This window comes from Parvibium lacunae, from assembly GCF_003335215.1.
In the GTDB taxonomy this organism is placed as follows: Bacteria; Pseudomonadota; Gammaproteobacteria; order Burkholderiales; family Burkholderiaceae_D; genus Parvibium; species Parvibium lacunae.
Window position 1 is genome coordinate 51,946 of sequence record NZ_QPGB01000003.1, and the last position, 26,220, is coordinate 78,165.

General features: G+C 54.2%; 22 protein-coding genes. 12 read left to right on the forward strand and 10 right to left on the reverse strand.

Going from position 1 to position 26,220, the window contains the following annotated elements; all coding sequences use genetic code 11:
• Positions 1 to 55: 55 nt before the first annotated feature.
• From DU000_RS07920 to DU000_RS13070, 6 genes are read right to left on the reverse strand one after another with little or no spacing between them, the layout of a single operon-like run.
• Complete coding sequence (locus DU000_RS07920; protein ID WP_114402863.1) at positions 56 to 3,484, reverse strand: pilus assembly protein; 3,429 nt, start codon at positions 3,482 to 3,484, stop codon at positions 56 to 58.
• Between the two features lie 12 nt (positions 3,485 to 3,496).
• Positions 3,497 to 4,150, reverse strand: coding sequence for a hypothetical protein (locus DU000_RS07925; RefSeq protein WP_114402864.1), 654 nt, complete (start codon positions 4,148 to 4,150; stop codon positions 3,497 to 3,499).
• Complete coding sequence (locus DU000_RS07930) at positions 4,150 to 5,370, reverse strand: PilW family protein (RefSeq protein ID WP_114402865.1); 1,221 nt, start codon at positions 5,368 to 5,370, stop codon at positions 4,150 to 4,152. Before DU000_RS07930 ends, DU000_RS07925 begins: the two co-directional genes overlap by 1 nt.
• Positions 5,370 to 5,828 carry a type IV pilus modification PilV family protein gene (locus tag DU000_RS07935; RefSeq protein ID WP_114402866.1) on the reverse strand — a complete coding sequence of 153 codons (459 nt, stop codon included), beginning with the start codon at positions 5,826 to 5,828 and terminating at the stop codon, positions 5,370 to 5,372. The genes DU000_RS07930 and DU000_RS07935 overlap by 1 nt, the downstream gene beginning before the upstream one ends.
• Positions 5,829 to 5,830: 2 nt before the next feature.
• Entirely contained in the window at positions 5,831 to 6,454 is a 624-nt protein-coding gene (locus DU000_RS07940) for a pilus assembly FimT family protein (protein WP_114402867.1), read from the reverse strand.
• An 8-nt stretch (positions 6,455 to 6,462) separates the two neighbouring features.
• Positions 6,463 to 6,951, reverse strand: a complete 489-nt coding sequence (locus tag DU000_RS13070; RefSeq protein WP_275667800.1) for a type IV pilin protein — start codon at positions 6,949 to 6,951, stop codon at positions 6,463 to 6,465.
• 156 nt (positions 6,952 to 7,107) lie between these two features.
• Here DU000_RS13070 and DU000_RS07955 point away from each other — a divergent pair, with 156 nt between their 5' ends.
• The 9 genes from DU000_RS07955 (at position 7,108) to DU000_RS07995 (ending at position 17,957) form a co-directional block, all read left to right on the forward strand.
• Positions 7,108 to 7,419 (forward strand): YkgJ family cysteine cluster protein, encoded by a 312-nt coding sequence (locus DU000_RS07955; RefSeq protein WP_147266981.1) that lies wholly within the window; start codon positions 7,108 to 7,110, stop codon positions 7,417 to 7,419.
• 5 nt (positions 7,420 to 7,424) lie between these two features.
• Complete coding sequence (locus DU000_RS07960; RefSeq protein WP_158529658.1) at positions 7,425 to 10,862, forward strand: DUF748 domain-containing protein; 3,438 nt, start codon at positions 7,425 to 7,427, stop codon at positions 10,860 to 10,862.
• A gap of 18 nt (positions 10,863 to 10,880) precedes the next feature.
• The gene (locus DU000_RS07965) at positions 10,881 to 12,443 is read left to right on the forward strand and encodes an efflux RND transporter periplasmic adaptor subunit (RefSeq protein WP_114402871.1); all 1,563 of its coding nucleotides are present in this window, start codon (positions 10,881 to 10,883) and stop codon (positions 12,441 to 12,443) included.
• Between the two features lie 29 nt (positions 12,444 to 12,472).
• The gene (locus DU000_RS07970) at positions 12,473 to 13,246 is read left to right on the forward strand and encodes an ABC transporter ATP-binding protein (protein ID WP_114402872.1); all 774 of its coding nucleotides are present in this window, start codon (positions 12,473 to 12,475) and stop codon (positions 13,244 to 13,246) included.
• Positions 13,243 to 14,475, forward strand: coding sequence for an ABC transporter permease (locus tag DU000_RS07975; RefSeq protein WP_114402873.1), 1,233 nt, complete (start codon positions 13,243 to 13,245; stop codon positions 14,473 to 14,475). The genes DU000_RS07970 and DU000_RS07975 overlap by 4 nt, the downstream gene beginning before the upstream one ends.
• Before the next feature lie 82 nt (positions 14,476 to 14,557).
• Positions 14,558 to 15,361: a TetR/AcrR family transcriptional regulator gene (locus tag DU000_RS07980; RefSeq protein WP_240001842.1), complete on the forward strand. Its 804-nt coding sequence runs from the start codon at positions 14,558 to 14,560 to the stop codon at positions 15,359 to 15,361.
• A gap of 68 nt (positions 15,362 to 15,429) precedes the next feature.
• Positions 15,430 to 16,134: a protein-L-isoaspartate O-methyltransferase family protein gene (locus DU000_RS07985; protein ID WP_114402874.1), complete on the forward strand. Its 705-nt coding sequence runs from the start codon at positions 15,430 to 15,432 to the stop codon at positions 16,132 to 16,134.
• A gap of 8 nt (positions 16,135 to 16,142) precedes the next feature.
• The gene (locus tag DU000_RS07990; RefSeq protein WP_114402875.1) at positions 16,143 to 16,475 is read left to right on the forward strand and encodes a rhodanese-like domain-containing protein; all 333 of its coding nucleotides are present in this window, start codon (positions 16,143 to 16,145) and stop codon (positions 16,473 to 16,475) included.
• Positions 16,476 to 16,547: 72 nt separating this feature from the next.
• Entirely contained in the window at positions 16,548 to 17,957 is a 1,410-nt protein-coding gene (locus tag DU000_RS07995) for a TolC family outer membrane protein (protein ID WP_114402876.1), read from the forward strand.
• A gap of 22 nt (positions 17,958 to 17,979) precedes the next feature.
• On the opposite strand, the gene DU000_RS08000 is transcribed toward DU000_RS07995, so the two are convergent.
• Together DU000_RS08000 and waaC are read right to left on the reverse strand one after the other, a co-directional pair.
• Positions 17,980 to 19,443, reverse strand: a complete 1,464-nt coding sequence (locus DU000_RS08000; protein WP_240001843.1) for a 3-deoxy-D-manno-octulosonic acid transferase — start codon at positions 19,441 to 19,443, stop codon at positions 17,980 to 17,982.
• The gene (gene waaC, locus DU000_RS08005; protein WP_158529659.1) at positions 19,436 to 20,614 is read right to left on the reverse strand and encodes a lipopolysaccharide heptosyltransferase I; all 1,179 of its coding nucleotides are present in this window, start codon (positions 20,612 to 20,614) and stop codon (positions 19,436 to 19,438) included. The genes DU000_RS08000 and waaC overlap by 8 nt, the downstream gene beginning before the upstream one ends.
• Before the next feature lie 88 nt (positions 20,615 to 20,702).
• Here waaC and DU000_RS08010 point away from each other — a divergent pair, with 88 nt between their 5' ends.
• The 3 genes from DU000_RS08010 to rfbD are packed head-to-tail and all read left to right on the forward strand — an operon-like array spanning position 20,703 to position 23,656.
• Positions 20,703 to 21,635, forward strand: a complete 933-nt coding sequence (locus tag DU000_RS08010) for a glycosyltransferase family 2 protein (RefSeq protein ID WP_240001844.1) — start codon at positions 20,703 to 20,705, stop codon at positions 21,633 to 21,635.
• 5 nt (positions 21,636 to 21,640) lie between these two features.
• A complete protein-coding gene (locus DU000_RS08015; protein ID WP_114402878.1) occupies positions 21,641 to 22,660 on the forward strand; it encodes an NAD-dependent epimerase in 1,020 nt (339 codons plus the stop codon).
• 27 nt (positions 22,661 to 22,687) lie between these two features.
• A complete protein-coding gene (rfbD, locus tag DU000_RS08020) occupies positions 22,688 to 23,656 on the forward strand; it encodes a dTDP-4-dehydrorhamnose reductase (RefSeq protein ID WP_114402879.1) in 969 nt (322 codons plus the stop codon).
• Between the two features lie 30 nt (positions 23,657 to 23,686).
• Here the strand turns inward: rfbD and DU000_RS08025 are convergent, their stop codons facing one another.
• Positions 23,687 to 25,072, reverse strand: coding sequence for a phosphomannomutase/phosphoglucomutase (locus tag DU000_RS08025; protein ID WP_114402880.1), 1,386 nt, complete (start codon positions 25,070 to 25,072; stop codon positions 23,687 to 23,689).
• A complete protein-coding gene (locus DU000_RS08030; protein ID WP_114402881.1) occupies positions 25,069 to 26,217 on the reverse strand; it encodes a glycosyltransferase in 1,149 nt (382 codons plus the stop codon). Before DU000_RS08030 ends, DU000_RS08025 begins: the two co-directional genes overlap by 4 nt.
• Positions 26,218 to 26,220 lie beyond the last annotated feature (3 nt).

The following is a 26,220-nucleotide window of genomic DNA, read 5'->3' on the forward strand; positions in this document are numbered from 1 at the left end:
TACTCAATGGCCTCTCACTGAATGAGAGGCCATTGGTTTAGTCGGCTAATCAACCTTATTCTGGATCAACGACGCTGTAAGAGAATTTACGGCCACCGAGTTCAATGGGTTTGCTCGAATCGGGTAAGGGGGTTGTTACAGAAGAGCCATCTTGTCGCTGAATCAATAGGGCAGGCCCACCGAGTGTACCGCTTACTGGATCGCTTTTTGTGACAACGAATGAAACGCCCCCTGCAGCCCCAATCGAAATCGGCGCAAATTGAGATTCTGCAGTATCCAGTAAATTTACATAAGCTGTTGAGGTAAAGCATCCATTGGCAGAATCACAAATATCACTGGATGAGGTGATTTTTTTAGTACCGATAACAAGCAAACGACCGGCATAGGCAATCGGTGCGGTTGTCACGTGTTCACCACTCCCTAGATCATAGCGCCAGCCCCGCTCAGATCCCGTCAGCGTAATACGCCCAGGATTGTTGTTTGCGATTGAGCGTAAATTACCCGCATTGACAATCGCAGAGTTATCCGGCGTGTCGATGGTTCCATCTTGAATTACATACACAGTGTTGGTGATCACAACACCAAAGTCGCTTTGATCCAGCATTCTCCCTGACCCTACCGCAATCCAAACTTTACGGCTGTCTTCGGCACCGACAGCGACCGTTGGCGCCATCGAAATCGGCTTGCCAAAGCTGGCGAAAGGAGAATTAATCGTTGTCGTACCGCCCATCGATAAATTCTGGGGAATAAAGATACGCCAGACATTCCCGGTTAGGTCTGTAGCGATGAGTCGATTGGCCGTTCCGTCCCGTTGGTCAGCAAAAAATACTTCGATATCGCTTATATTTAAAGGCGCTGCAGGCGTACCACGATTGAGGACAAAAGTATGCAGCACCGAGCCATTGCGGGGATTTAAGAACCAAATATACCCTTTGCCATCTGCATTGTTATACCCAGAGCTAACAGCGGCTACCCATCCCATACCTGGAACCTTGAAGGTTTGGGCGCGCCCATAGGTATAGCCCATCTGGCCTGCGGCTGTCCCGGTAAACTCCCACAGCACCTTATCTGCGGCAGCGCTTTCGGTAGTCATGTCACCAGGGCGGGTCACGTCGATCGCGTAATAACCCATGCCTCCTTTTCGCATAGCGCCTATTAATAGTGTGCGCCAGTCCCCCGATCCGTTTGCGCCACCGGTCCGATTGAAATCAACACTACGTGCGAGCAATTCCCCATCGACATAGTAGCGGTGAGAAAACTTATTGGGTAAAGGATCAGAAGGTCGATAAGTTAAGCTTTTGAGCCCGGTATTATCGTTGCGATACAACATTCCAGGCACATAGGCCCACAATTCTCGCCCCCCTTGAACTGCATCATTGCGCGCATCAAACGCATGCAACATACCGTCATTGGCGCCAACATAAAGCACTGGGTCGCGGTTGGTGTTATAGAAGGCGCCAAAACCAGGATTAAACTCATCCGCATAAATTTCTAATGGCTTACTAACAACTAAGGGCCTAACATTAACGATGTCGCCCAGAGGGCCTGGACGCAAACGATAATCGCGGAGTTCTGTCGCGGTATCTTCCCGGCTTTTATCACCACGCAGATAGTTCAGTATTTGCTGGCTGTTATTCAGTGCTGCCTGCTGCGCGGGAGACAGGTTCGCTAAATCCCGGAAAGGGACCCCGGTCTGGCTTTGGGTATTAAAGGTGATGACACGGCGATTATTTGACCAACCGGTCCCAGCGAATTGATTGGTTAACTGGGCAGATGCCCGCCACACTGGGCTACCACTGACAGTGCCAGTCACGGGATCAATTGTGCTACCAACAACATCTCCCGTCCAATTGCCCGGCACATAGCGCACACTGTATGCCAAGCCTGTACTAGGGTAACTTAAATTTGGGGAGCTGACCGCAGGTGCAGCAGCAGACCCTTCACGGCCTGCAATGTCGGCAAACACATTACCCAGAGCCTGGACGAGGCGATCTACACTGTTTACATTAAAGAAACTTCCGTGTCCATTGACGGTAGAGTGCCACATATCATCAATTTCCCAGCCGCCGCCACTGTAAGCCCAGGTCGCTGGCAAACTATCGGCATTACCATCATTGTTGGCATCAATGAAAGGACTGACGCCACGCGCGCCAAATGCAACGCCAAAATGCACCATGTTTTGCCAAGTCGCGCCATTTTTTGCATCAGGGGCAACATTATTTGTCATGGTCGGGCGCAAATCATTCATCCAGTAATACATGGCTACATCAGCCAGCGTATTCCCCACTCCTGCACCAGTTCCTTTGTAATACGGCTGTGGCCACTGGCTGCCGGCTACTAGACTGGGATTACCGCTTTCTGTCCGCAGCACGTCCAAGAGTAAGTTCATATGGCCTGCGGGAGTCGCTATGTTTGGAATAGTCGTGTCGTAGTCTGTTGATCCAACTGGCGTTGTTGCTGCATCACCATTCCAATAACCATCTGTAGAGAGAATGTGATAGTTTTTCTGGCAAGAGTAAATGATTGGATCAGTGACATTGGCGCCGCTTGCTATATTTCTCGCTGTTCTATAGTACTCACCGGCCCGGTTAGTCGCACGACGCAATGGCGTACCATAGTTCGGTTCTTGAATATAAAGTCCACGATACCAACGTCCGCGATGGGAACCACTAAATTCGCTCACCGGTAAGAAATCACCGAATTTACTGTTGGTATTGTTTGCCCCATCGATTGTTTGAAATCCAACCCGCATGCTTGGCTCTAATACGCGCGCAGCCTCACCCACGGAGGCTTTCACCGCTGCAGCACGCGAACGATAGTAACTCGCCCAATTGGCAAAATTTTGTAGTTCTTCAGTGTAGCTACAGCTAGACCCACTACAGTCAGTGCGTTCTACAGATTTCGGATAACTAGTCACACTCGGAATAATTTGAACGCGGGTGTAATTGGCATCCGCATAGCAAGTACCCGCGACTGGGGTCGCTGGCGTCGCACCCGTGTAGTTATGGTAAAAAGGAGCCTGGTTAGCCCGTGCTGTAGAAGGGTATCCGCCAAAGGCATTAAACTGGGTACGGATATCAACAGAGGGCAGGTAGTAAGGCGTGAAAAACGAGACGTATCCATCCCACGAGACGCTGGCGGGATTGGCGTTTGGCAGTTGGGTTTCATTGCCCGCTGAATCAACAAAAAAAGGCGCTTTGTAGCGTTTAGCGGGGTTGTACCAAAGCGGATTGTAAATATGATTGCTGTAACAACGCTGACCAAAAGCCCCCGAACTCCCGCGCCACAACTCGCTGTCTACGGGATGATCCCATTCCATTGAACCAGAGTTGTCTAGGGTAAAGAGAATATTTGAAGGTACTTTCTGCGGTTCACACAAAGGCCGGTCTGCTAGCGCGGCGGGCGCGGCATATAGCTGTGTGCCGGTGGTACAGAGTGTGACATAGGTAAGCACACGTAACCATTGGGGACGAGTCAAAGTCATCAGATTCACCACTTAGTTAAAGACGGGTAGGCCATCGTTTTCAGTTAAATCAAAACGGATATAGAGTGGGCTGCCACGCGGATTATCAATCCGAGCGTGCATACGATAAAAAGTCTCTTGATTGGCCGAATAAGGAGACCGTCCATCTAGCGGCGCTGAATTACCGCTATACGTTCGAATACCATGACAGGCGATATTGGCCGGACCCGGCTCAGGGCACGCACGTTCAATCAAACAACTGACTTCACTCCCATTCCAGCTAAAGGTCGTAACATTGACTTTATTGACCAACTCGAGAGGGATACCGGTTGGTGTCAAGGCAGGCGGAAGCGGGGCAGCAAAGGGCTGATTCCAAATTCCTGTTAATGCGATGAAAGGTCGGTAGCCGGTAAATCCAAACCCTCCGTAAGCGAGGTTTCGTTTTGTCATCGCAGCGTTGACATTCAAGGCCTGGTTAAAACGCCGAACACATTCAAAAACGGCGCCCTGTTGTAACGCAACAGTTTGTTTACGAAAAGCAAAATTGCGGGCTAGCAAGCCTGTGCCATCTATCGCTCTAACAAAAGCCACGCTCGCCAGTAAGACTGCAGAGAGAACAACGAGCGCCAGAATGATGGTCACCCCGCGCTGGGTGCGTGCTAAAGATGGAAATGAATTGTGTTGCATCAGAATTCGCTCCAAATCATGCCCCGCAGTGGAATTACCACTGAGCGGGCTTCATAACGATAACAAGTTGGGTCACTCCCGCCTGGCCCTACCATCGGCACAGGAATGCCACTATCTGGCATAGCTTGCCCGCCGGCCCCTGCCGCAACAGCAGGTAACAGCGCCGGCAAAGGATTGGGACTAAAACCGCAGGGAGGGCGCTCCGGGATGCTGCGGCGTGCTCGGACCCCGACCCGAACCGCCTTGACTTGTTGCAATCCAGCAGTAGGCCATGCCAGCTGCGCACCATTACCAACCGTCGCTTGCATGTTGATAGGATTGGTCCAGACATCAATAATGTCATCCGCAATTTGGTCAGGTGAAGTCGGTGTCACCGTGTTTTGTGTGTCTAGACCCAATTGGACCTGAAAATCAACAATGTTATCTGCCAAGATCGCTGGGTTGACACCTGCAACAACTGGGCGTAATAGATTCCACATTTGCAGGCTATTGGTAGCGGGATCATGTTGAATACGGAATATGGCAGGGCTTGGCCCAAGGTTGTGTACCTGATATATATCTACTGCGCTGAAGGGGATGGCATCCGCCAAGGTTACTGTAGCCTGGTACTCCGCTCCTGGCATTGGCTGCACAGGGAGGCCAACCGCACGCACTGTTGTTAACCAGCATGGCGGCGGCGAAGCGCCGGTATTCTGCACCACGAGGACCCGATCCCCAACATTTAAGTTATAGCGGGTTAATTGAAAAGTATTCCCAGCCGTACCAACGGGAATTCTTGCAGGAAGTGCTTCCATGCTGGCATTACCATACATGACATCAATCCGATCTGATCCTGCTGCCCCTTGAGCTGGATTGCCCTGTGCAGCATTGAACGGGGCAAACTGCAAGCGCGGCATAGCTGGGTTGAGCGGGGGTGGCGCCGAGCCGCCAAAAATCGTTAACAGACAACCTAGCGCACTGTAGTTACTCACTGCAGCAGGCGCTTGACCTTGTATTCCATTCGGCATAGCAACTGCACCACGACCGGTATTCGCAATTCGCTGCTCAAGTATATCCAGGGCGAATGTCAGGTTATTTCTCAGATCGCTGATACCCAGACTTCGCCGTCCCTGTTGATCAAAATTGGCTAAAACAGCGTAAATCGTCGTGATCAGCCCAAGGCTAATCGCTAAGCCCACCAGCAATTCAATGAGAGTAAACCCTTTAGCCTGTTTCACCATCACCCCCCTACCGTCGCTGTAATTGTGGTGACGCGCTGGGTATTCAAGGCGCGACTGAGGTATTGAACTGTCACGGTCACATCGTTTGCTAATATCGCACTGCCTTTTGCTGTTGCAGTGACATAGGGCGCTGAAACCACAACCTGCACTGACCCGTTCGGAAAACGATTTTGAACCGTTGTCTGAAATGCAGTAAAACGAGCGCCACTTTCAAACGCCGCTTTACGTGTATTGGCTGGTAAGGCCCACATCTCGTTAATGTATTCATTAGCCATCAACGCTGCATCCGCTTTCAAACTGTTTTCTGGCATCACGGCCAGCATATTTGAATGCAAACCCATCACACCCAAGATACCCAAAATGCAGATAACCGCAGCAACCATCACTTCGAGCAGAATCACGCCACTTTGGCGCTGTAATGTCGAGCGAGAAGGCGGGAGAGATAAAGAAGTCATCATGATTAACAAGCAAAAGCAACAGCACTAGCACGTGGCAAACATAACCGGGTAGAACCGTTAGGCGAAATTAAAAGAACCACTCGATTGAGCGCAGGAGAGCCCTGCATCCAAATATCAATTCGAATTGCGGAAGCCGGACCCGGCAAGGTGGCATCAAAATTCGGCCACAGACGCCCTAAGCCATCAAAGCTCAGCGTTGTTGCGCCCATGGCCGTCAACCCATTTGCCAATGCGGCCGGCGTGAGTAAATTGCGATCATTGGTTGTTGCCACGGTAAGGCGACGGTCGTAGGTAATGTTGTATGGCAAGGTATTGCAAACCACATTAAGAGCACAAGCAACATTCCCATTTACAACAGCCGTGACCGGCGAGCCAGCAGTAAAGGTTAAGGTAACGCGATCACGCCGCTTGATCGCCTCTGAGCGCGCTAAACGTAAAGCCATTAAGGTTTCCTCGCCAGCAGCCCGGATCAAACGATTATGAACGTAGTCGGTAAGGGCTGGAGCAGCAAAAACCGCAATTAACCCAATAATTGCGACCACGATCAGTAATTCAACCGTTGTGAAACCAGAGCCACAACTTGAACGAGATTCAGTAGAGCGGAAGCTACACAAAAACTTAGCCATGAGTGGTCCTATTTACTGATACACCACTCTGTCGCGCAGGCTGGTGGCACGGCACCCCAGGTAGCCGGAAAAGCGGTAGTTGCCCGTTGATTGAGCTGGTTGACCGTCCATGAGGTACCAGCAGGAATCCCTGCGGCGCTGTATCTCAAGGTCAATAAATAGGTTTGCGCTGCTTCAGCACACGTTAATGTAAAGTCTGCTGGCGTAGGCAATGCGGCTTGCGCTACGGCACAAGCACCCGTGTAAGTGGCAAAATCCTGGTAAAACGCCTCCATCCGTAAACGAAAATCAGCCAGATAAGTAGGTCCGGGAGCAAGCCGTCCGCGTGCAACATAGTCAGAGTAAACAGGAACAGCGACAGCTGATAAGATGCCAACGATAGCAACGATAATCATCAACTCAATCAGCGTAAAGCCGCTTTGCAATAACGCTAGTCGTGGTCGCATAGACATCGCAAACTTGCCAATTTTTTTCGCACTTAGGGCGGTTAATCTCATGGTGGCTCTCCTCAAAATAATCATCGCGCAATTTGTTGCGGATTGTAAGCAGTTGTTAACCGATGGCAGTGTAGCGCCGACAAACGGCATAAGCCAGGGATAAATGGGGCAGAATGTTGCTTATTGCCATGTATCGAACCGTGTTTGTCCAATTCAATGACCTCGCCTGTTTCATTTAGCTGTCGCCCTCGTTGTGCTGCCTGTTGCATCGCGCCATCGATCAGCTCACCCATTCCTGGGATGCCGAATGGCAAACCAGCTGGCGTGCCCTGTATCCAACTGGATGAAAATTACCGCTGTAAACTGTTCGGGCAACCCGAACGTCCGGCTGTGTGCAGCAGTTTGCAGCCGACGCCCGAGATGTGCGGTGAAAGCCGCGAGCAAGCACTGCGCTGGCTGGGCTATCTGGAGCAAGCTAGCCAGCCTACCTGCCCCACTGCTGAGCCGCTGACTCCCCCTCATTCATGAAACTCATGCTACGTTTTCCTCGCTGCTTTAAACAACTGCTACGCCGCGCCGGTTGGGTTGCGCTATGCCTGGTGCTTGGCGGTGCTGGTGCGCTGGCAGCCGCCAAATGGTGGCTGCCCGACTTGATCCGCCAACAGATCATTGAACTGGGTGAGAAAAAACTAGGGCGACCACTGGATGTTGGCGCAGTTGATCTGGATTTGCTGCGCTTACAACTCAAGCTTCATGAACTGAAGGTTTTACCCCCGGCGTCTCGCGCGCACCCCAGCGCTGCAACGCCAGCGCCAACATTGGCGATTCAGGCCATTGCCCTGCAGCTCGATATCGGCACACTTTGGCGGCTGACGCCGATTATTCGCCAGATCCAGATTCAAGCGCCCGAGGTAAATCTGTCGCGCGATGCGGCCGGACGCCTGAGTATCAGCGACATCCTTGAGCATCTCCGCGCCCAGCCAGCAAGCCCGACGCCGGCCTTTTCTGTTAGTAACCTCGAAATTTATGGCGGAAAAATTGACTACACCGATGCCTTGACACAAAAACGACAGATCATCAGCGATCTGGTTATCGCGGTTCCGCTCTTAGCCAACCAACCTCGCTATGCACCCGTGTGGGTGACGCCCAAGATGCAGGGGCAACTCAATGGCAATCCCTTTGAGCTCAACGGCAAGCTACTCCCTTTTAGCACCGCCCCACAGGCCACGTTAACGCTCGAGGTCAAGCAACTGGCGCTAGGCCCACTCCTGCAAAGCCTGCCGCTTGCGCTGCCCTATCAACTCCAGCAAGGGGAACTGAATGGAACCTTGACAGTGCATTTTCAAGCGGCCCAGTCTGGCAAGACGTCGCGTCCCGCAGCCCCAGCCACACCCAACCCCACAGGGCAACTCCAACTGCAAGGAGAGCTGCGTTTCAGTGACTTAACCATACAACAACGGCAGGGCACACAGTGGCGCGCATTCACCCAAGTCGAGGAGCTCGCCCTTACCATTGATACCTTGGATGTTTGGCAGCAACGTGCCGCACTGAAGATTGATGCCCACAGCCAGAACCTAGCGGCAACAGTCAATCCGGTTCTGGCCGCTTTCGGCGTCACCCCCAATGGCGCACTACCGCTCATTCAACGCGGGCGCGCCAGCATACGTGGCGCCGTGGACATCAGTTGGGCCACAGCCCCCATCGTCAAGCTGCGGGATGGCAGCGTTGAGATCTCCCAATTACTACTGGCAGCGCCGACGCCCGTGAGGCAAGCTGGGGAACGCCCCCGCCCCATGCTGCAACTGGCGCGACTCACCCTGCAAGAGATGACCGCCGATACACAGGCCAAGCAGGTCGCTATTGGCGCGATAAGCCAGACGGGGGCGCAGTTTGACCTACAACGGGCGCAGAATGGCCAGTGGAATTGGTCTATTGCGAAACCCGAGGTGACCGCATCAGCGCCCCCTCGGCTACCAGCCAAGGATGCTGTCATGCCCCCCAGTGAGCCTTGGCGGATTCGAATCGGGGCCATTGAATTAGCGCAAAATCAGGTCCGCTTGACAGACTGGCGCGCCGCCGCAGCCGAAGTTGCAGGCCGCAGCGCCAACCCCAGCAGCTTGCTCTTAAACGCCCTGCAACTGCAGACTGGGCCCATCATACTCGGTGGCCCCAACCCCACCCCCACGGCCATTACCCTAAGCACTGGATTAGGCCAGCTCATGGCTACCGGCCAGGCCCCTGATACCGCCACACCAGGCAAACTCAGCTTGCAAGGCAGCCTAAACCTGACTAACCCTACCAACGGCCAGTTTGAGGCGCAGCTTGAGCTAAAGCAATTTCCTTTGGTCCCACTGCGCGCCTACCTTAGCGACTGGCTTGACTGCATCCTGGCACAAGGGCAGCTCTCGAGTCAGGGTAACGTCGGCGTGGTGTGGGCTAACCGTGCCCTCAGCCAGGTCAGCTACACGGGTCAGTTATCTTTAACCCAGCTACGCGCCCTGGACAGCCGAGAGGCCACTGATCTGCTTAAATGGGAAGCCTTAACACTCTCGCAATTGGCCTTAAACGTCCCGCTAGCCAATCCCGCCGCTCCTGTACAGTTGGCAGCCGGGCAACTCCAACTCAGTGACTTTTATGGTCGCATCGGCTTGACCTCAACCGGCCAACTCACCTTACGCAGTCTGCTTAAAAACAGGCAGGCCGAGCCACAGGGGCCGGTGAGTACTACAGCAGCAGCAACAGCACCAACAACCATACCCGCAGCCAACGCACCAGCGCAGATTCGGCTGGGCGGCATCCAGCTCACAAGAGGCGCGATTCAGTTTAGTGATCAGTTTATTCAGCCCAATTACCGCGCCAACCTCACGCAACTCAATGGCCGCATTTCCGCGTTGGCGAGTGATAACCCGCAGCCTGCCCTGGTTGATATTCGGGGCATGGTCGATGACCACGCGCCACTCGTCATCAGTGGGACGATTCAACCGCTGGGCCCACAGCTGTGGACCGATATCCAAGCACAAGCGCAGGGCATTGAGTTACCCAATCTCACCCCTTATGCGACCAAGTACATTGGGTATCCCATCGAAAAAGGCAAGCTCTCAGCCACCTTGCAATACAAAATTCAAGGTGGACGGCTGGAGGCCAGCAATCGGCTGGTCCTCGAACAACTGACTTTTGGGGAACGGGTTGAGAGCCCTACAGCGACCAAACTACCTGTACTGTTAGCCGTCGCTCTGCTTAAAAACCGGCGGGGTGAAATCGACATCAACCTACCGATTCAAGGTTCCCTGAATGATCCTGAATTTCGGGTGGGCGCACTGGTATGGCAAGTGCTAGGCAACTTGATTGTCAAGGCCGTTACCGCACCGTTTGCGCTCATCGGCAGTCTGTTTGGCGGTGGGGAAGAGCTCGCGTATATCGACTTTGAGCCAGGCCAGAGTGGTCTAACCCCCGCCGCCCTGAAAAAACTAACGAGCTTGGCGCAAGCCTTGCAGGATCGGCCTGGGCTTAATCTCGACATCAGCAGTGAAGCTCGTCCTGAGGATCTCCCAGCCTTACGCCAAGCGCTGTTACAGCAACAGCTCAAAGCACTGAAAATACGCCAGTTGGCGACCCAGGGACAAACAATTGATCCAGAACAAGTGACCGTCACCGCCGAAGAACGGCTAGCACTGATGGAACGCCTTTACCAAGAAACCATTGCCGCCAAAGCCAAGCCGGGATTAAAAATGCCTTTGAACTGGTTCAAGAAAGTCCCGGCAGCGGAACTTGAAACCCAATTACTACAGCAAATCAATATCGATAAATCGGGGCTGCAAGCGCTAGCACAACGGCGAAGCGCTATGATTCGGGGTTGGCTGGCCACGCAAGGGGTGCCGCTTAGCCGGCTGTTCATTCTAGCTCCCAAGGTAACAGACAGTACCGTAGCGAGCGAGGTCGCCCCACCCCGTGCAACCTTTCAATTACGTTAGCAGTCACTGAGGATAGTTATGCCTAAAAAGCGCTTATTGCTCGTTGGTATCGTGCTCCTATGCGGTTTGGCCGGCGCCGGGGGGTATGTGTGGCTGCGTCAACCCGCGCCCGAAGCCCAATACAAACTGGCCCGGATTGAGCGCGGCGCATTGAGCGCGATTGTTGCGGCCTCTGGCACGCTCAACCCGGTCGCACAAGTCCAAGTCGGCACCCAAGTATCGGGACAATTGAAAGAAGTTTTGGCCGACTTCAACAGCGAGGTAAAGCAAGGACAAATCATTGCACGGCTTGATCCTGAAACCTATGAATTGAAGGTCCGTCAGGCCCAGGCCGACTTGGAAGCCGCGCAAGCGCAATTGCTGACGCAACAGGCAAACGTACTGGCGCAGCAGGCGGAGGTTGGCCGGGTCAAGGCCAGTTTGCTGGATGCCCAGCGCGACTACGAGCGCAAAGAAACCCTTGTCAAACAAAATTTCATTAGCCCAGCAGAGCGCGATAAAGCCTTCGCCCTCTATCAAGGCACGCAAGAACAACTCAAGACGGCTGACGCTCAACTCACGGTCGCCAGAGCGCAAGTTCGGCAAGCCGAGGCTAGCCTGAGTCAACGGCGTGCCGCGCTGGCTAGCGCGCAGGTCGATCTGGGCCGCACCGTCATCCGTTCGCCGGTTGATGGCATTGTGGTCAAACGCTCAATCGAACCAGGCCAGACCGTTGCTGCCAGCCTGCAAGCGCCAGAGTTGTTCATCATCGCCCGCAATTTGCATGACATGCAGGTAGAAACCGCGATTGATGAAGCCGATGTCGGGCGGGTTCGCGCTGGGCAAACCGCCACGTTTACGGTAGATGCCTTTCCTGGCAAGACCTTTGAAGGTAGCGTGCGTCAGATTCGCAAAGCGGCGCTCAATGTGCAAAATGTGATTACCTATACCGTGGTGATTGCCACCAGTAATCCGCAACAAACCCTGCTACCGGGCATGACCGCGAATGTACGGATTGTGACCGATACCCGCTCAGATGTACTCAAGCTCCCGAACAGTGCTTTGCGCTATCGCCCTCCTGCAACGGAGAGTGGCAAAGGCAAGAGTGACACGAACGACAAAAAAAGTGGGGGTAACGCGGCCGATCGCGCTGGGCCTGCGAGCGGGCAGGATCGCAGTCAAGCCATGCGTGAGCAGCTCACGCAAACGTTGCAACTCAGCGCCAGTCAGCAAGCCCAACTGGACCCGATTTTCACCAAGCTAAGGGAAAAAATGCAGACAGTGCGAACCCTGCCCGACGCCGAACGGGGTAAAGCCAGTGAGCAAGCTCGGGCTGAAATGCGAGCCAGTATTCGTGCCTTACTCACGCCACCGCAGCAGCAACGGTATGACGAGTACTTGGCCAGCCAGAGCGGGCGCGCCAGTAGCCGTGGGCGTGTTTATCAATTACAAGCGGGGCAGCCAACCTTGGTGAACCTCTCTTTGGGCATCACCGATGGCACTTACACCGAGGTACTTGGGAAAACCCTGAAAGAAGGGGACGAAGTGATCGTTGGGCAAGCCAAGAATGAGGCTAAAACAGCGCCACGGTCGCCGTTTTAGCGCAGCGTCACCGCAGCCTTGAGCCAACCATGACCATTACTGATCTGAGTCGCCCCATATTGCCGGATGCAGGCAGCCCGCTGCTCTCACTGCGACGAGTGAGTAAACACTATGTAATGGGAGACAGCACGCTCTTTGCGCTCAAAGAAATTGATTTAACCATTCAACCGGGTGAGTTTGTTGCCATCATGGGGCCCAGTGGCTCAGGCAAGTCAACCTGCATGAATATTCTGGGATGCCTGGACCGCCCCAGCATGGGTGACTATACGCTTGCAGGTCATTTGGTCAGTGATCTAGCAACCGACGATCTTGCCCGCATTCGAAATCAATACATCGGCTTTGTGTTTCAACAATTCAATTTATTGCCACGGACCACCGCGCAAGAAAACGTAGCCTTGCCATTACTCTATCAACGCGAGCCCAGCGTTGATCACGCGAGCCGCATGCAGCGTGCTAAAACCAAACTGGAATTGGTCGGGCTGGGCGCACGCTTGGATCATCACCCGGCTCAATTGTCCGGCGGCCAGCAACAGCGGGTCGCGATTGCGCGCGCCCTGGTCAATCAGCCCGCGCTGATTTTGGCCGATGAACCCACCGGCGCGCTAGACAGCCAGACCAGCGAAGAGGTCATGCAACTGCTGCAGGCACTTAACCAACAAGGCATCACAATTGTCTTGGTGACTCACGAGCTGGATATTGCGCACTACGCGCGACGCATTATTACCTTCCGCGATGGGCAGATTGTCAGCGATGACGCCCACACCCCCAACCAAGATCACGCGGTTAGCGGGGGTCAGTCATGAATCTACTCGCGACCAGCCAGATCGCCTGGCATGCCCTCAAAGTCAATAAACTACGCTCACTGTTGACCATGCTGGGCATCATTATTGGTGTTGCAGCGGTGATCATCATGATATCGATTGGTCATGGCGCGCAAGCTCGAGTCGAAGAGCAACTCAAAAGCCTGGGCGCTAACTTGCTAATGATTCTGCCTGGCTCAACAGCCGCCAGTGGTGTTCGGCTTGGCTCAAGCAGTGTGCAAACGCTCACCGAAGACGATGCCGTTGCCTTGATGCGAGATATCCCGGAAATCCAGGCGGCGGGCGCGTCAATGCGGGGTAATGCACAGTTAATTGCTGGCAACCAGAACTGGGCGACGGTAGTGTTAGGCGTTACCCCTGATTTTCTGGAAGCGCGGGGCTGGGAAGTGGCCCAAGGCCGCAGTTTAAGCGCCGCTGATATGAGCGGTGCGAGTAAAGTGATTTTGCTCGGGCAAACGACGGCACAACAACTGTTTGGGGAAGACGACCCGATTGATCAAGTGATTCGGGTCAAAAATGTCCCCATGGTCGTGATCGGCGTTCTCGCACCCAAAGGGCAGAGCCTGAGCGGGAATGATCAGGATGACATTGCTATGATCCCGATTCATACCGCGCGGACTCGCGTGCTGGGCCAAGCGCAAGGCAAGCTGCGGCGGGTTGGCGCGATCAGTGTCAAAGTGCGTGATGGCGAGGACTTAGAAGAAGTGCAAACCCGCATCCGTGAACTGCTGCGCCAGCGGCATCGCTTGCAGCCGCATCAAGACGATGATTTTTCATTGCGTAACCTCACTGAAACCTTGCAGGCCGAGGAAGAGTCAAGCCGTGTCATGACCCTGCTGCTGGCTGCCGTGGCCGGGGTTTCCCTGTTGGTCGGCGGGATCGGCATCATGAACATCATGCTAGTCTCGGTAACCGAACGCACCCGCGAAATTGGTTTACGCATGGCTGTAGGTGCCAGGCGGCAGGACATTCTCTGGCAGTTTCTGGTTGAATCAACCGCCTTGGCCTTGCTGGGTGGCATGGTGGGCATCGTCTTGGGCGTGGGCGGTTCCCTGTTGATTGCGCACCTCGCCAATTGGCGGGTGGTCATAGAGCTGGGTGCGATTTTACTGGCGACAGTCTTTGCCGCAGTCGTAGGGATCTTTTTCGGTTACTACCCCGCCCGCAAAGCCGCCAGCTTGCTGCCGATTGAGGCGCTGCGGCGCGAATAAGCTGGCTACCCTCTAGCCTAGGCCTCTGCGCGGCATGCCGTCGATTGGCGCTTGCTGCGACGCGCAGATGCCGTTAAAATAAATGACTCTACGGTCATTTACCTTTTCCATGAATTTACCTTGCCCCGCCAAAGCGACCTCAGCAGCGTTGAAAGCCTTGCGGCATCGCTTGGGTGAGTCCTCAGCCATGCAGAATGGTGCCGATACCAGCGCCGCAACAGAGTGCAAACGTTGGACCCGGCGCAAGGAGGCGCGCCCGGCGGAACTGTTGGAAGCCGCACTAGATGTCTTTGTCGCCAAGGGCTTTGCCAGCACCCGGCTCGACGATATTGCGGCGAAAGCCGGGGTTAGTAAAGGGACCTTATATCTGTATTACCGCAGCAAAGAAGCGCTGTTGAAAGCCGTGGTACAACAAAATATCGTGCCCATTGTTGCCAATGCCCAGCAGCTCGCAGATCAATACAGCGGTCCGAGCGCCGACTTGTTTCGCCTGCTGATTCTCGGCTGGTGGCAACAATTTGGCAATACCAAGCTCTCCGGTATTCCCAAGTTGTTGGTTGGGGAAGCGAATAATTTCCCAGAGCTGGCGCAGTACTATCATGACCAAGTGATTCAACCCGCCCATCAGCTCATGGGCAGCGTGATTGCCCGCGGGATCGCCGCAGGCGAATTTGCGCCCTGTGAAATTCCTACCACAGTCCATGTGCTGTTTGCCCCGATGGTGATGTTGAGTCTCTGGCATCATAGTTTCGGCCCATGTTGCCCGGACAATTTGGACCCGATTGCTTACTTGAATCGCTATTTGACCCTCACGCTCACGGCGCTCAGCCACCCTAACCAAAAGCTGATCCCAGATTCCGCTGGGGTGGAAAGTGGGCAATGTTAGAATCGGTTCAATGCAGTTTTATACCCAGCTTTAGAGCTGTTTTTTGACTTTTGATGAGCCTGCCTGCTATGTCTATTACCCCCACTCCGCCCCAGCAACTCGCCCCGCGTACACTCGACCCGGCAACGCTTGCCAGCGCACGCTTTAATATGATTGAGCAACAAATTCGACCATGGGACGTCCATGCGCAGGATGTGCTCGAACTGCTCAATGTGGTTAAGCGGGAGTCTTATGTGCCGCCATCACAAGCGAGCTTGGCTTTTGTTGATATGGCACTGCCCTTGGGAGCAGGCCAACACATGTTGCCCCCCCGTGTCGAAGCCCGTTTGTTACAGGCCTTACAAGTTAAAAGCCATGAACAAGTGCTTGAAATTGGCACGGGCAGTGGCTACATGGCTGCCCTGCTGGCACACAAAGCGCACAAGGTCACCAGTGTTGAAGTTAACCCGAGTCTGCGAGAATTTGCGGCCGCGAACTTACAACGTGAAGGGGTTGCCAATACGACCGTGGTCGAAGGGAATGGCTTGGCCAACCCGCCCAGCGGCCCTTGGGATGTGATCGTGCTTTCCGGTGCCGTGGCCACCATTCCCGCTGGCTTGTTGCAACAATTGAAAGTCGGCGGACGTCTGGCGGCAATCGTTGGGCAGTTACCCATCATGCAAATGCAAGTGGTTACGCGTTTGAGTGAGGCGGACTACCAAACCCGGGTTGAATTTGAAACCGTGGCAGATGTATTGGTTGGGGGCGCCCCGGTCTCAACCTTCAAATTTTGAACTTGAAGATGCAACAACTTACTGCCCTTGAGCTTGCGGCCTGGCTGCAGCAGCCAGATGCCCCGCTCCTGCTTGATGTTCGAGAGCCTCATGAATATGCCTTGGTGCATATTCCCGGCAGTCGATTGATTCCCCTGTCTGATTTACCGCAGCAGTTGCCAGCGATTGAAAGCTGGCAGGAAACAGCGCAACGCCCTATCGTGTGTATCTGCCATCACGGCATGCGTAGTATGCAAGCCGCGCTGTATTTGCAAAATATGGGGTTGGCTGACGTTATCAATTTAAGTGGCGGGGTCCATGCCTGGGCAACTCAAGTTGATACTACTGCAGCCACTTATTAATGTAACGCACCCAGCACTTAAACCGCGCTGATTCAATCCATGCGTCTCTGTGATACCAGGATAACTTGCCTCATGACAACCTCTCGCTCTCTGCACCCCAACCAGACATCAATCTCAGCCCCTAGGCTGACGACAAAGCGGCCCTCTATCGCGGCGCACTGGCTCGGTCTGGCACTGTGCATCAGCATGCCGGCTTATGCGAATGATCTCCTGCAGATTTACCGGCTTGCCCTGAATGCAGATGCCACTTACGCGAGCGCACGCTCGCAGTACTTGGCCACTCAGGAAAAGTTGCCCCAAGCGCGAGCGGGGCTGTTACCCACGCTTAACCTCACCGGCAGCAGCAGTTTTACGGATGGCACAGTCCAACCGCGCGATGGCCGCAGCCCCTCATTTGACCGCAATTTCAATAGCAATACCTTGGCGATTAGCCTAAGCCAGCCGCTGTTTCGCTGGAGCAATTGGGAAAGCTATGAGCAAAGCAAATTGGTTTTGATGCAAAGTGAAGCGGCATTGGCACAAGCACGGCAGGATTTAACCCTCAAAGTCGCCCAAGCCTATTTTGACATTTTGTCGTCCATGGACAGTCTGGATGTGATTGCTGCAAAAAAAACAGCGATTACGGAACAACTCGAACAGGCAAAGCGTAACTTCCAGGTTGGGGCAGCAACCATCACTGACCAACAGGAAGCGCAAGCCCGCTATGACCTGGCACTGGCCGAAGAGCTGGCTGCACAAAACGACTTGGCGAATAAACGCAGTGCCCTGCAGCAGTTGATCGGCCAGGGGGTGCCAGAGAAACTCGCGTCACTGAAACCCGTGATTGATCTTACCCCACCCAAACCTGCTGAACCGGCTAACTGGATTCAAGCGGCAGAACAACAAAGCCTGGGGGTTATGGCTGCCAATGCGGGCGTCGCTATCGCAAAACGCACGATCGCCATCAATCGAGCAGGACATTATCCAAACCTGGACTTAACTGGCAGTGTTGCGCGCAATAGCCAAACAGCCAGCACCATCAGTGCCACGGGCACGATTATCAACCAACAGGTGATTGGGATTAACCTAACGGTACCGCTTTATGCCGGTGGTGGCACCGAAAGCAAGGTGCGGGAAGCCGTTGCATTACACCAAAAAGCCCAGGATGATCTATTGGTCGCCAAACGCAGTGCCGCTCTCACAACCCAGCAAGCCTATAACGGAGTAATGAGTGGTCTGGCCCAAGTCCGTGCCTTAGAAGCCGCAGAAAAATCCAGTTTACTGGCGCTCGATGCCAACAAGCTTGGTTACAAAGTTGGGGTCCGAATTAATATTGATGTCCTGAATGCCCAGCAGCAGGTCTTTACCACGCGCCGCGATCTGCTCAAAGCGCGCTACAGCACCATTTTGAGTGGCTTGTCGCTCAAGGCAGCCAGCGGGAATTTGCAAGAAGCTGATCTCGCGGAAGTCAATCAATTACTGGTCAAGCCGGGTGCGCAGTAAGCCAGTCAGTCATACTATTGACTCAGAGGCCCGGCGCTTCACTGTCGACGGGTGAAGGTGCCGCTAGCGTCTGAGGTTGTGCGGCTTGTGCCAGGAGGGGCGTGAGTACATCTAAGGTGCGCTGAGTAGCGCCGCGGTGCCGCTGGCTAAACGCCAAGGCCGCCTTGCTCATGGTCTCCCGCAACGCGGGATCCATTTCTAAATGCTGCATTTTCAAAAATACCGCTTCGGCATCAGGCACGCGTAAGGCTGCGCCGGCCTCAATCGCCTGTGCGGTTGCTTCCGCAAAATTAAAGGTATGTGGTCCCACCAATACTGGCCGGCCTACTGCGCAGGCCTCGATCAGATTTTGCCCCCCCAAGGGCAAGAGGCTGCCCCCAATAAATGCCACATCGCAGGCTTCATAGTACGCAAACATTTCCCCCATGGTATCGCCTAATAAAACTTGGCAATCTGGACCAATCACTTGCCCCTCACTGCGTCGCTGATACACCAAACCATGCATTTTCAGCCATTGCGCGACGGCTTCAAAACGCTGTGGGTGGCGGGGTACCACGATGACCAACCAACCTTGGTGGATATATTCCGCATAAGCAGTCAATAACAAGGCTTCTTCGCCTTCACGTGTGCTCGCCAGCAACAAGACGGACCGCGGTTTTTCTGACCCTTGCGTCAACGGCGCAATCTGCTGGCGTAGTTGCTGACCCGCCTCCTGTTGCTGTCTGGTCGGCCAAATATCGAATTTCAAATTCCCGGTGACCGCAATGTCGCGCGGCACAATGCTCTGCAAGCGTGCGGCGTCGGGATAAGTTTGTGCCGCCAGCACATCCAGTTTTCCAATACCCGCCTGCGCCAAGCTATGAAAACGGCGCAACTTGCGCAGCGATTTTTCTGATAAGCGCGCATTGATCAACGCAGTTTTGCAACCGCGTGCCGCTGCCGTATGAATCAAATTCGGCCACAGCTCGGTTTCCATCAACAGGAGAACATCGGGACGCCAAGTCTTAAAAAATCGGCGCACCGCAAACAGAAAGTCATAGGGTAAATAGCTGATGGTCAGACGCGGTACGGTTTGCCCCTGATCATCGGTCAGTGTCTGAGCCAAGAACGCGGCGAACAGCTTATGGCTGGTTGCTCGACCCGTGGGCGTCATATGAGTGAGTAAAAATCGATGGGTTGGATAACTTTCAAAGAGCCGCTGTAAGAGGGGTTGTGCCGCACGGGTCTCGCCTACCGACACAGCATGCAGCCAAATCAGGGGAAAGGTATCTTGCCGTGGGATAGCCATGCCCCACCGCTCGGCCCAATGCTGCAAATACTCGGGCTGGCGACGGGCCCGCCACAACAAATACAGGATGATGATTGGCGTCAGCAACCAGCCGCAGACGCAATAGATGCTGCGCGCCAGCGCCGCCCGCCAGCCTGCGCTGCGCCCCGGTATCAGGCTGGGTGCTGCGCTGGAAGCTAACTCAGGGGCCTTATTCACTCACGCTCCCACCGGGCAAAATCAGGGGAGTCAACCCAGTACTGGCCTGGCTAAGCACCGGTTGGCTGGACAGTGACTGCTCGATGCTATTGAGGGGTAACTGCGCCAAGGCTTGCAAGACCTCTTTCACCGTTGGCCAGCGCTGCTGCTCAGGCTGACCCAGTGTGATGTGGCGGGCAGGCCGTGCAGCGCCCCCCGCTGGCGTGGCGGCGTCAGCGCCAGGACGGTTTAATTCATTATGACGGCTTTGGCCCCAATAAGGGGCGATGCGCCAATGCGGCGTGGCCCCAAAAAGAAAAATTGTCGGCACTGCCAGCGCTGCAGCAAGGTGAGACAAACCCGTATCGAGGCCGATCACCACCCGCGCACCTTGCATCCAAGCAGCCCATTGCAAAATGCTGTAGCGCTCTGGCATGACATGTGCACTGGGAATGTTGGCGGCAATCGCCTTGGCGCGCTGGTGCTCAGCCTCATTGCCCCAGGGCAGCACAGTCGCCATCCCCAACTGATGCAAGGCTTTGGCCAAGCTACGCCATGCTTGTGGTGGCCACAATTTATAGGCAGCCGCAGTGCCATGCAATAGAATGGCATACGCCTGACTCGGCCCGAGGGGCACCGGCAAACGCACTTGTAAGTAACGCTCTGGGACTTGTAAGCCGAACTCCGGCTTGCCTCGCACCGTGTAGCTTAAAGCCTGAGCCGGCACGCTGCGAAGCTGCTCTATCAATGGTAAACGGGTATTAATCGGCAGGGGACTATCTATCCAGTAGCGAGACCAGGGTTCTTTTGCGGCTGCCGCAGCAAAACCGTAACTTTTCCCGGTCGCTGGCTGTGCCGCGACCCTGACTTTGCGTGCCCAACGGGCGATTAGCGCACTCTTCGCCAGGCCTTGTAAATCAAAAACAAAGTCGTAGGCGTCCTGCTGCAGCTGCTGTTTGAATTGGCTAAATTCCCACCAATGCTGCCGTGATAGCCAATTCTTTTGCCAGCGCCGCAAACCAATCGGTAACACCTGATGGACACCGGCATGCGCGCTCACCAATTCCGCGAACGCTTCTTCCACCACCCAATCGATCTGCGCTTGCGGATAGGCATGCAAGATGTCATGCACCACCGGCAAGGCGTGAATGACATCGCCCATCGAGCTGAGTTTGACAATCAGACAGCGCACAGGGCAATCTCGCGAGAGACGGGAATTACAACCAACATCATGAAACCTTTTGGGATCGGTAATAACGCATTGTATCAATCTGATACTCATGGAACAGGCGTTCACCAGTACAATCTTGGCAATCGAGATTGTTTTTGTCCACCCAGTGATCAATCAGCCCCTGCTTAACGCTGCAATGCCAGATCTAACCCAGCCCACCGAGGCGAAATCTACGACTCGGCGAGTCCCCATTAGTGTGGTCATCATCACCCTGAATGCAGGGGCGGTATTGGCCGATTGTTTGGCGAGTGTCGCTTGGGCTGCTGAGATTCTAGTGGTCGACAGTGGCAGCACAGACAACACCGTTGCCCTTGCCGAGGCAGCGGGCGCGCGCGTTTTGCAGCAAATATGGTTAGGCTTTGGGCCGCAGAAACAATGGGGTGTCGAGCAGGCCCGCTATGACTGGGTTTTTTGTCTTGATAGCGATGAGCGCGTCACGCCTGCGCTGGCCGCTAGTATCGCAACCTGGTTAACGCAACCCTTTGATCCTGAAAAAACGCTGGCCCGGTGCGCCCGCCGTAACCGTTTTTTGGGGCGTTATTTGCGGCATGGTGAGGGCTATCCTGATTGGAATACCCGCTTGTTTCATCGCGCTTATGGCTATTGGACAGATCTTCCCGTGCATGAGCACGTCCGCAGCCGACAGCCCGTGTCCTGTCTCGCGACGCTAGAGGGCGATCTGTTGCATCATTCACAAGAAAACTTGCCAGACTATTTACGCAAACAAGAGCGCTACACGCAACTCCAGGCCATGCTGATGTATGCGAAAATGCGCGACTTGCCGTTAGTAAAGCGGCTTTGGCGGCTTGGCGTGACAGTCTTAAAAGTTCTTTTGGCCGGCCCGGTCCGCTTTCTGCGGTTTTATATTTTTCGTCTTGGCTTGCTTGATGGCTGGCCCGGCTTCTTACATATTGCGATTGGCAGCTGGTTTACTGCCGTCAAGTACGCAAAGTTATTACGCTTGTTGAAAAGAGCAAGCTGATTATTATGACCCAATACGTTCTCGTCACAGGTTGCGCTGGTTTCATCGGCATGCACTTAAGCGAACGCCTACTGCGCGAAGGGTATGCGGTTGTCGGCGTTGACAACCTGAATGATTACTACTCGGTGGCGCTCAAGCAGGCGCGCTTAGCGCGCCTGCTTGCTTATCCGCAATTCTCATTTTTTGCTCAAGATCTCACCGAAAGCGCGTCGACCTTGGCCCTATTTCAAGCTCATCCCTATGCTGCCGTCTGCCATTTGGCTGCACAACCCGGGGTGCGCTACTCGTTGAAAAACCCGCAGGCCTATATCCAGGCAAATGTGGTGGCTTTCACCAATGTGCTCGAAGGCGCACGCTTGGCGGCCATCCCCCATTTAGTCTTCGCCAGTAGCTCGAGTGTCTACGGCGGTAATGCAAAAACGCCCTTTGCCGAAACTGACCCAGTGGATCATCCGGTCAGTTTGTATGCGGCCACGAAAAAGGCGAATGAGTTAATGGCCCATACCTACAGCCATTTGTATCAGTTACCCTGCACTGGCCTGCGATTTTTTACGGTGTATGGCCCTTGGGGGCGGCCCGATATGTCGCCCATGATTTTTGCCCGCGCCATTTTGCGCGGTGAAACGCTGCAAGTTTTCAATGGCGGCGACATGGCCCGTGACTTTACTTATGTGGACGATATTGTCGAAGGGGTGCTGCGAATTTTGTGGTTACCTGCACAGGCTAACCCTGACTTTGACCCCTATTCACCCGACCCTGCCAGCAGTCAGGCGCCCTACCGAATTTATAACATCGGCAATCACACCCCAGTACCACTACTAACCTATATTGAAACCCTGGAGCAAGCACTGGGCCAGACTGCGCCCAAGGCCTGGTTGCCGATGCAAGCGGGTGATGTGTTACAAACCTATGCTGATACCAGCCGGCTGCAAGCGGCGACTAGCTTTGCCCCGCAAACCCCGCTAGCGGTTGGGCTCGGCCATTTTGTTGCCTGGCTGCGTGAGCACCCTGAGTTTCTGGCATAGTCTCTCAGCCTTGCGCCGGTGGCATCGATGACGGCCATGCGTTTATTGTTGCTGGGAAAAAGCGGACGGCTGGGGCGCAGCTTGCTAGCCTCACGCTCGCAGCAGCGCAGCTTAGACCCCCGTTCAGTCTGTTTGTATGCGCCCGATCGGCAGGCTTGTGATCTGGCGCAAACCCCCACCGCGCCCACCGCAGACTCGCCGTTGCAACAAACCTTAGCGACCTTTAAACCCACCCACATTATTAATGCTGCAGCTTATACTGCGGTTGATCGGGCGGAAACAGAACCAGCGCTTGCGCATACGTTGAATTGTGCCGTACCCAATTGCTTGGCCCACTATGCCGCTGCAAGTGGCGCATACCTGATCCATTACTCAACGGACTATGTGTTTGATGGCAGTGGCACCGATGCTTGGCCAGAAACGGCTCACTGCGCAGTGGACCAGGCGCTCTCGGTCTATGGGCGCACCAAAGCAGCAGGCGATCAGACCTTACTCAACAGCCCAGCAGTGGTTTTAATTCTACGCAGTGGCTGGTTGTTTGGTCACACTGGCCCTGATTTTGTCAAAACGGTTTTACGTCTCGCGCACCAAGCCCCCCCGCTCAAGATTGTCAATGATCAGTGGGGTACCCCCACACCCACGCAATGGCTTGCCCACCTGACCTGGGAAGCCTTAAGCGCACACTGGCAGGGCAGACCCTGGCCAGCACGCTTATATCACTGTAGCGCACGGGGAGAAACGACTTGGTATGACTATGCCTGCTGGATTCTGGATTGCGCACACCAGGGAGGCTGGCCTTTGCAACACAGGGCTGGCGACATCATCGGCATCGGCAGTGATGCTGCCGGGCGTTTAGCGCAGCGGCCACGCAATGCCCGGCTAGATTGTCGGCGGCTTGATGCCCTCAATCTGGTGACACCTAATCTCCAACGTCCAGATTGGCGGCAAGCGGTTGCAGCATGCGTGCAGGACCTCAATGGCGATCTTATTGACTGACGCTCGTCCGTGACTGAGGCATGGCCCCCGTTAGAAAGGCAATGGCAAATCAGGCTGTACTGTCTGCAAAGCCTGGCGAAATTCTTGTTGAATCCGCTGCAAGGCCACATCATGGTCGGCTTCAAAGCGCAAGACAGCCACTGGTGTGGTGTTAGACGCCCGGATCAAGCCGAAACCATCCGCATATTCCACCCGTAAGCCATCAATGGTGACGATGGTCTGCGCACTTGGGAAAGCCGCTTGTGCGCGCAGGGCATCAATCAGCGCTACGTTTTCGCCTTCAGCGAGGCAAATTTGTAATTCTGGCGTGCTGGTACTGTTAGGTAAGGCATTGAGCAACGCGCTGGGGTCGGCACTGCGACTGAGGATTTCGAGCAAGCGAGCGCCTGCATAGAGTCCATCATCAAAACCATACCAGCGCTCTTTGAAGAAGATGTGGCCACTCATTTCGCCAGCGAGTGGGGCGCCCGTTTCTTTGAGTTTGGCTTTGACCAGGGAGTGTCCCGTTTTCCACATCAATGGCTGACCACCCTGTGCCTCAATATGTTGTGCCAGCTTGCGCGAACATTTAACGTCATAAATGATTTGCGCACCGGGATTACGACTCAGCACATCGGAGGCAAACAGCATTAATTGTCGATCTGGGTAAATAATTTGGCCGTCTTTGGTGACCACGCCCAAGCGATCCCCGTCGCCATCAAAAGCAAAACCAATCTCGGCATCCGTGGTTTGCAGGGCATGAATCACATCTTGTAAATTTTCTGGATGTGCTGGATCGGGATGATGGTTTGGAAAATGCCCATCGACCTCACAAAACAGTTCAACCACCTCACAACCGAGCGCACGATAGAGTTTAGGCCCGTAAGCCCCAGGAATACCATTCCCGGCATCAACCACGATTTTGAGCGGGCGTGCAAGCTGGATATCGGCCACAATGCGAGCTTCATAGTCATCGGCGATATCGCCCTTGGTGGTTTCGCCCGTTGTGGTAACAGGTAACCAGTCAGCACGCATGATCTGTTGATAGAGGGCTTGAATCTCAGGCCCATACAGCGCAGCGCCTGCGAGCATCATTTTCAAGCCATTGTATTCGGGTGGGTTATGGCTGCCGGTCACCATGATCCCGTTGCCTTCAGCTTGCTTTAACGCAGCGTAGTACAGCATGGGGGTTGCCACCATGCCGATATCCAGGACATTGACCCCGGCAGCACGAATCCCCGTTGACAGCGCCGCTATCAGCCGTGGGCCTGAAAGGCGACCATCTCGGCCAATCGCAACGATGTGCCCACCTGCTTGTCGCACTTGTTGGCCGAATGCCCGACCAATATCATGTACGGCCGATTCGGTCAGGGTTTGATCAACAATCCCACGAATGTCGTAGGCTTTAAAGATGCTGGCATTTAGTGAATGACTCATGATGACTGGGACTTTGATTTGAAGTAGTCATTGTATCTTTCAATGACGGTCGCTTGAGAAAAATGGGTTCTGACTCTTTCCTGCGCAGCCGCCCCCAGGGAATGGCGATATTCGGTATTTTGTAGCATAAGCCGCAACTGTTGAGTGAGGTCTTCTATATTTCGTACCTCGTGTAACAAGCCCGTTTTTCTGTCTAGCAGAGCATCGGTAATACCGTAGATGCGGGAAGCGACCGCTGGCACACCACAGGCTGCTGCCTCGACAATGACATTACCAAACCCTTCGCGATGGCTGGGCAAGCAAAGGATATCCATTGCATTTAGATAGTTTTCGGGGGTTACTGTGCGAGGGTAAAAACGTACATAGTCTTGATATGGCGCGGCATATTGAAGTACGGTCGCCGCGAGATTTTCTTCGTCAGGCCCCACGAGTAATAAATAACACTCCAGCCCTTCTGCACGCAGCGTTGCAAAGCTGGCAGCTAATTCCAATATGCCCTTCTCAGTACTAAAGCGGCCCATGTAGCCCAGCACGGGTTTGTCTAGGGGGATAGATAAAGTTGACCGACTCTCAATCCGTTTGGTCTGATCTGGCGTGAATTGTGCCAAGTTGACACCGCTAATTGAGCCGCAGCCCAGCACAGTGCCTTTTGTTTTTGATAAAACCTGGTGCTCTAAGAGATGTTTTTTTTCGGATTCACTGATGACAAGTACATCAGTAGACAACATGGCAATCACTTTGTCTGACAGGATCAAAATTCTCCGTAACAATCCTGTTTTGTTTGCCCACACCTCGCCCTGAAAAATATGGCAGCGGAAGGGTATTCTTAATAGCCAGGCAGCAAGACTGCCCACTAAACCCGCCTTTGGTGCTGCGGTAATCACCGCATCAGGTCGATTAAGTAACAAGAGCCCCAGCAGTCTGCAGAAAGCCCAACAATCATGGGCCAGGCGGATTGGACGTACGATCGGGAAGTGCTGAACGATAACATCGTCGTTTAACTGACTGAGTTGTTTTTCTGCATTGATGTTTGTATAGACTGTGACGGTGCTCCATTCACGCCAACGTGAAATATGTGGCCGTAAAAAGAAATCGATCTGCAACGGCGTTGTGGTGATCAGCGCCAGTCTTACTTTTTTACTCATTAT

Bases quoted from the DNA above. Each gene is read 5' to 3' on its own strand.
- DU000_RS07975 (WP_114402873.1), top strand. From the start codon at position 13,243: ATGAATCTACTCGCGACCAGCCAGATCGCCTGGCATGCCCTCAAAGTC.
- DU000_RS13070 (WP_275667800.1), bottom strand. From the start codon at position 6,951: ATGAGATTAACCGCCCTAAGTGCGAAAAAAATTGGCAAGTTTGCGATG.
- DU000_RS07935 (WP_114402866.1), bottom strand. From the start codon at position 5,828: ATGATGACTTCTTTATCTCTCCCGCCTTCTCGCTCGACATTACAGCGC.
- DU000_RS08010 (WP_240001844.1), top strand. From the start codon at position 20,703: ATGGAACAGGCGTTCACCAGTACAATCTTGGCAATCGAGATTGTTTTT.
- DU000_RS07930 (WP_114402865.1), bottom strand. From the start codon at position 5,370: ATGGTGAAACAGGCTAAAGGGTTTACTCTCATTGAATTGCTGGTGGGC.
- DU000_RS07985 (WP_114402874.1), top strand. From the start codon at position 15,430: ATGTCTATTACCCCCACTCCGCCCCAGCAACTCGCCCCGCGTACACTC.
- DU000_RS07965 (WP_114402871.1), top strand. From the start codon at position 10,881: ATGCCTAAAAAGCGCTTATTGCTCGTTGGTATCGTGCTCCTATGCGGT.
- DU000_RS07925 (WP_114402864.1), bottom strand. From the start codon at position 4,150: ATGCAACACAATTCATTTCCATCTTTAGCACGCACCCAGCGCGGGGTG.
- rfbD (WP_114402879.1), top strand. From the start codon at position 22,688: ATGACGGCCATGCGTTTATTGTTGCTGGGAAAAAGCGGACGGCTGGGG.
- DU000_RS08025 (WP_114402880.1), bottom strand. From the start codon at position 25,072: ATGAGTCATTCACTAAATGCCAGCATCTTTAAAGCCTACGACATTCGT.
- DU000_RS08015 (WP_114402878.1), top strand. From the start codon at position 21,641: ATGACCCAATACGTTCTCGTCACAGGTTGCGCTGGTTTCATCGGCATG.
- DU000_RS07995 (WP_114402876.1), top strand. From the start codon at position 16,548: ATGACAACCTCTCGCTCTCTGCACCCCAACCAGACATCAATCTCAGCC.
- DU000_RS07920 (WP_114402863.1), bottom strand. From the start codon at position 3,484: ATGACTTTGACTCGTCCCCAATGGTTACGTGTGCTTACCTATGTCACA.
- DU000_RS07960 (WP_158529658.1), top strand. From the start codon at position 7,425: ATGCTACGTTTTCCTCGCTGCTTTAAACAACTGCTACGCCGCGCCGGT.
- DU000_RS07940 (WP_114402867.1), bottom strand. From the start codon at position 6,454: ATGGCTAAGTTTTTGTGTAGCTTCCGCTCTACTGAATCTCGTTCAAGT.
- DU000_RS07990 (WP_114402875.1), top strand. From the start codon at position 16,143: ATGCAACAACTTACTGCCCTTGAGCTTGCGGCCTGGCTGCAGCAGCCA.
- DU000_RS07970 (WP_114402872.1), top strand. From the start codon at position 12,473: ATGACCATTACTGATCTGAGTCGCCCCATATTGCCGGATGCAGGCAGC.
- DU000_RS07980 (WP_240001842.1), top strand. From the start codon at position 14,558: ATGACTCTACGGTCATTTACCTTTTCCATGAATTTACCTTGCCCCGCC.
- DU000_RS08030 (WP_114402881.1), bottom strand. From the start codon at position 26,217: ATGAGTAAAAAAGTAAGACTGGCGCTGATCACCACAACGCCGTTGCAG.
- DU000_RS07955 (WP_147266981.1), top strand. From the start codon at position 7,108: ATGACCTCGCCTGTTTCATTTAGCTGTCGCCCTCGTTGTGCTGCCTGT.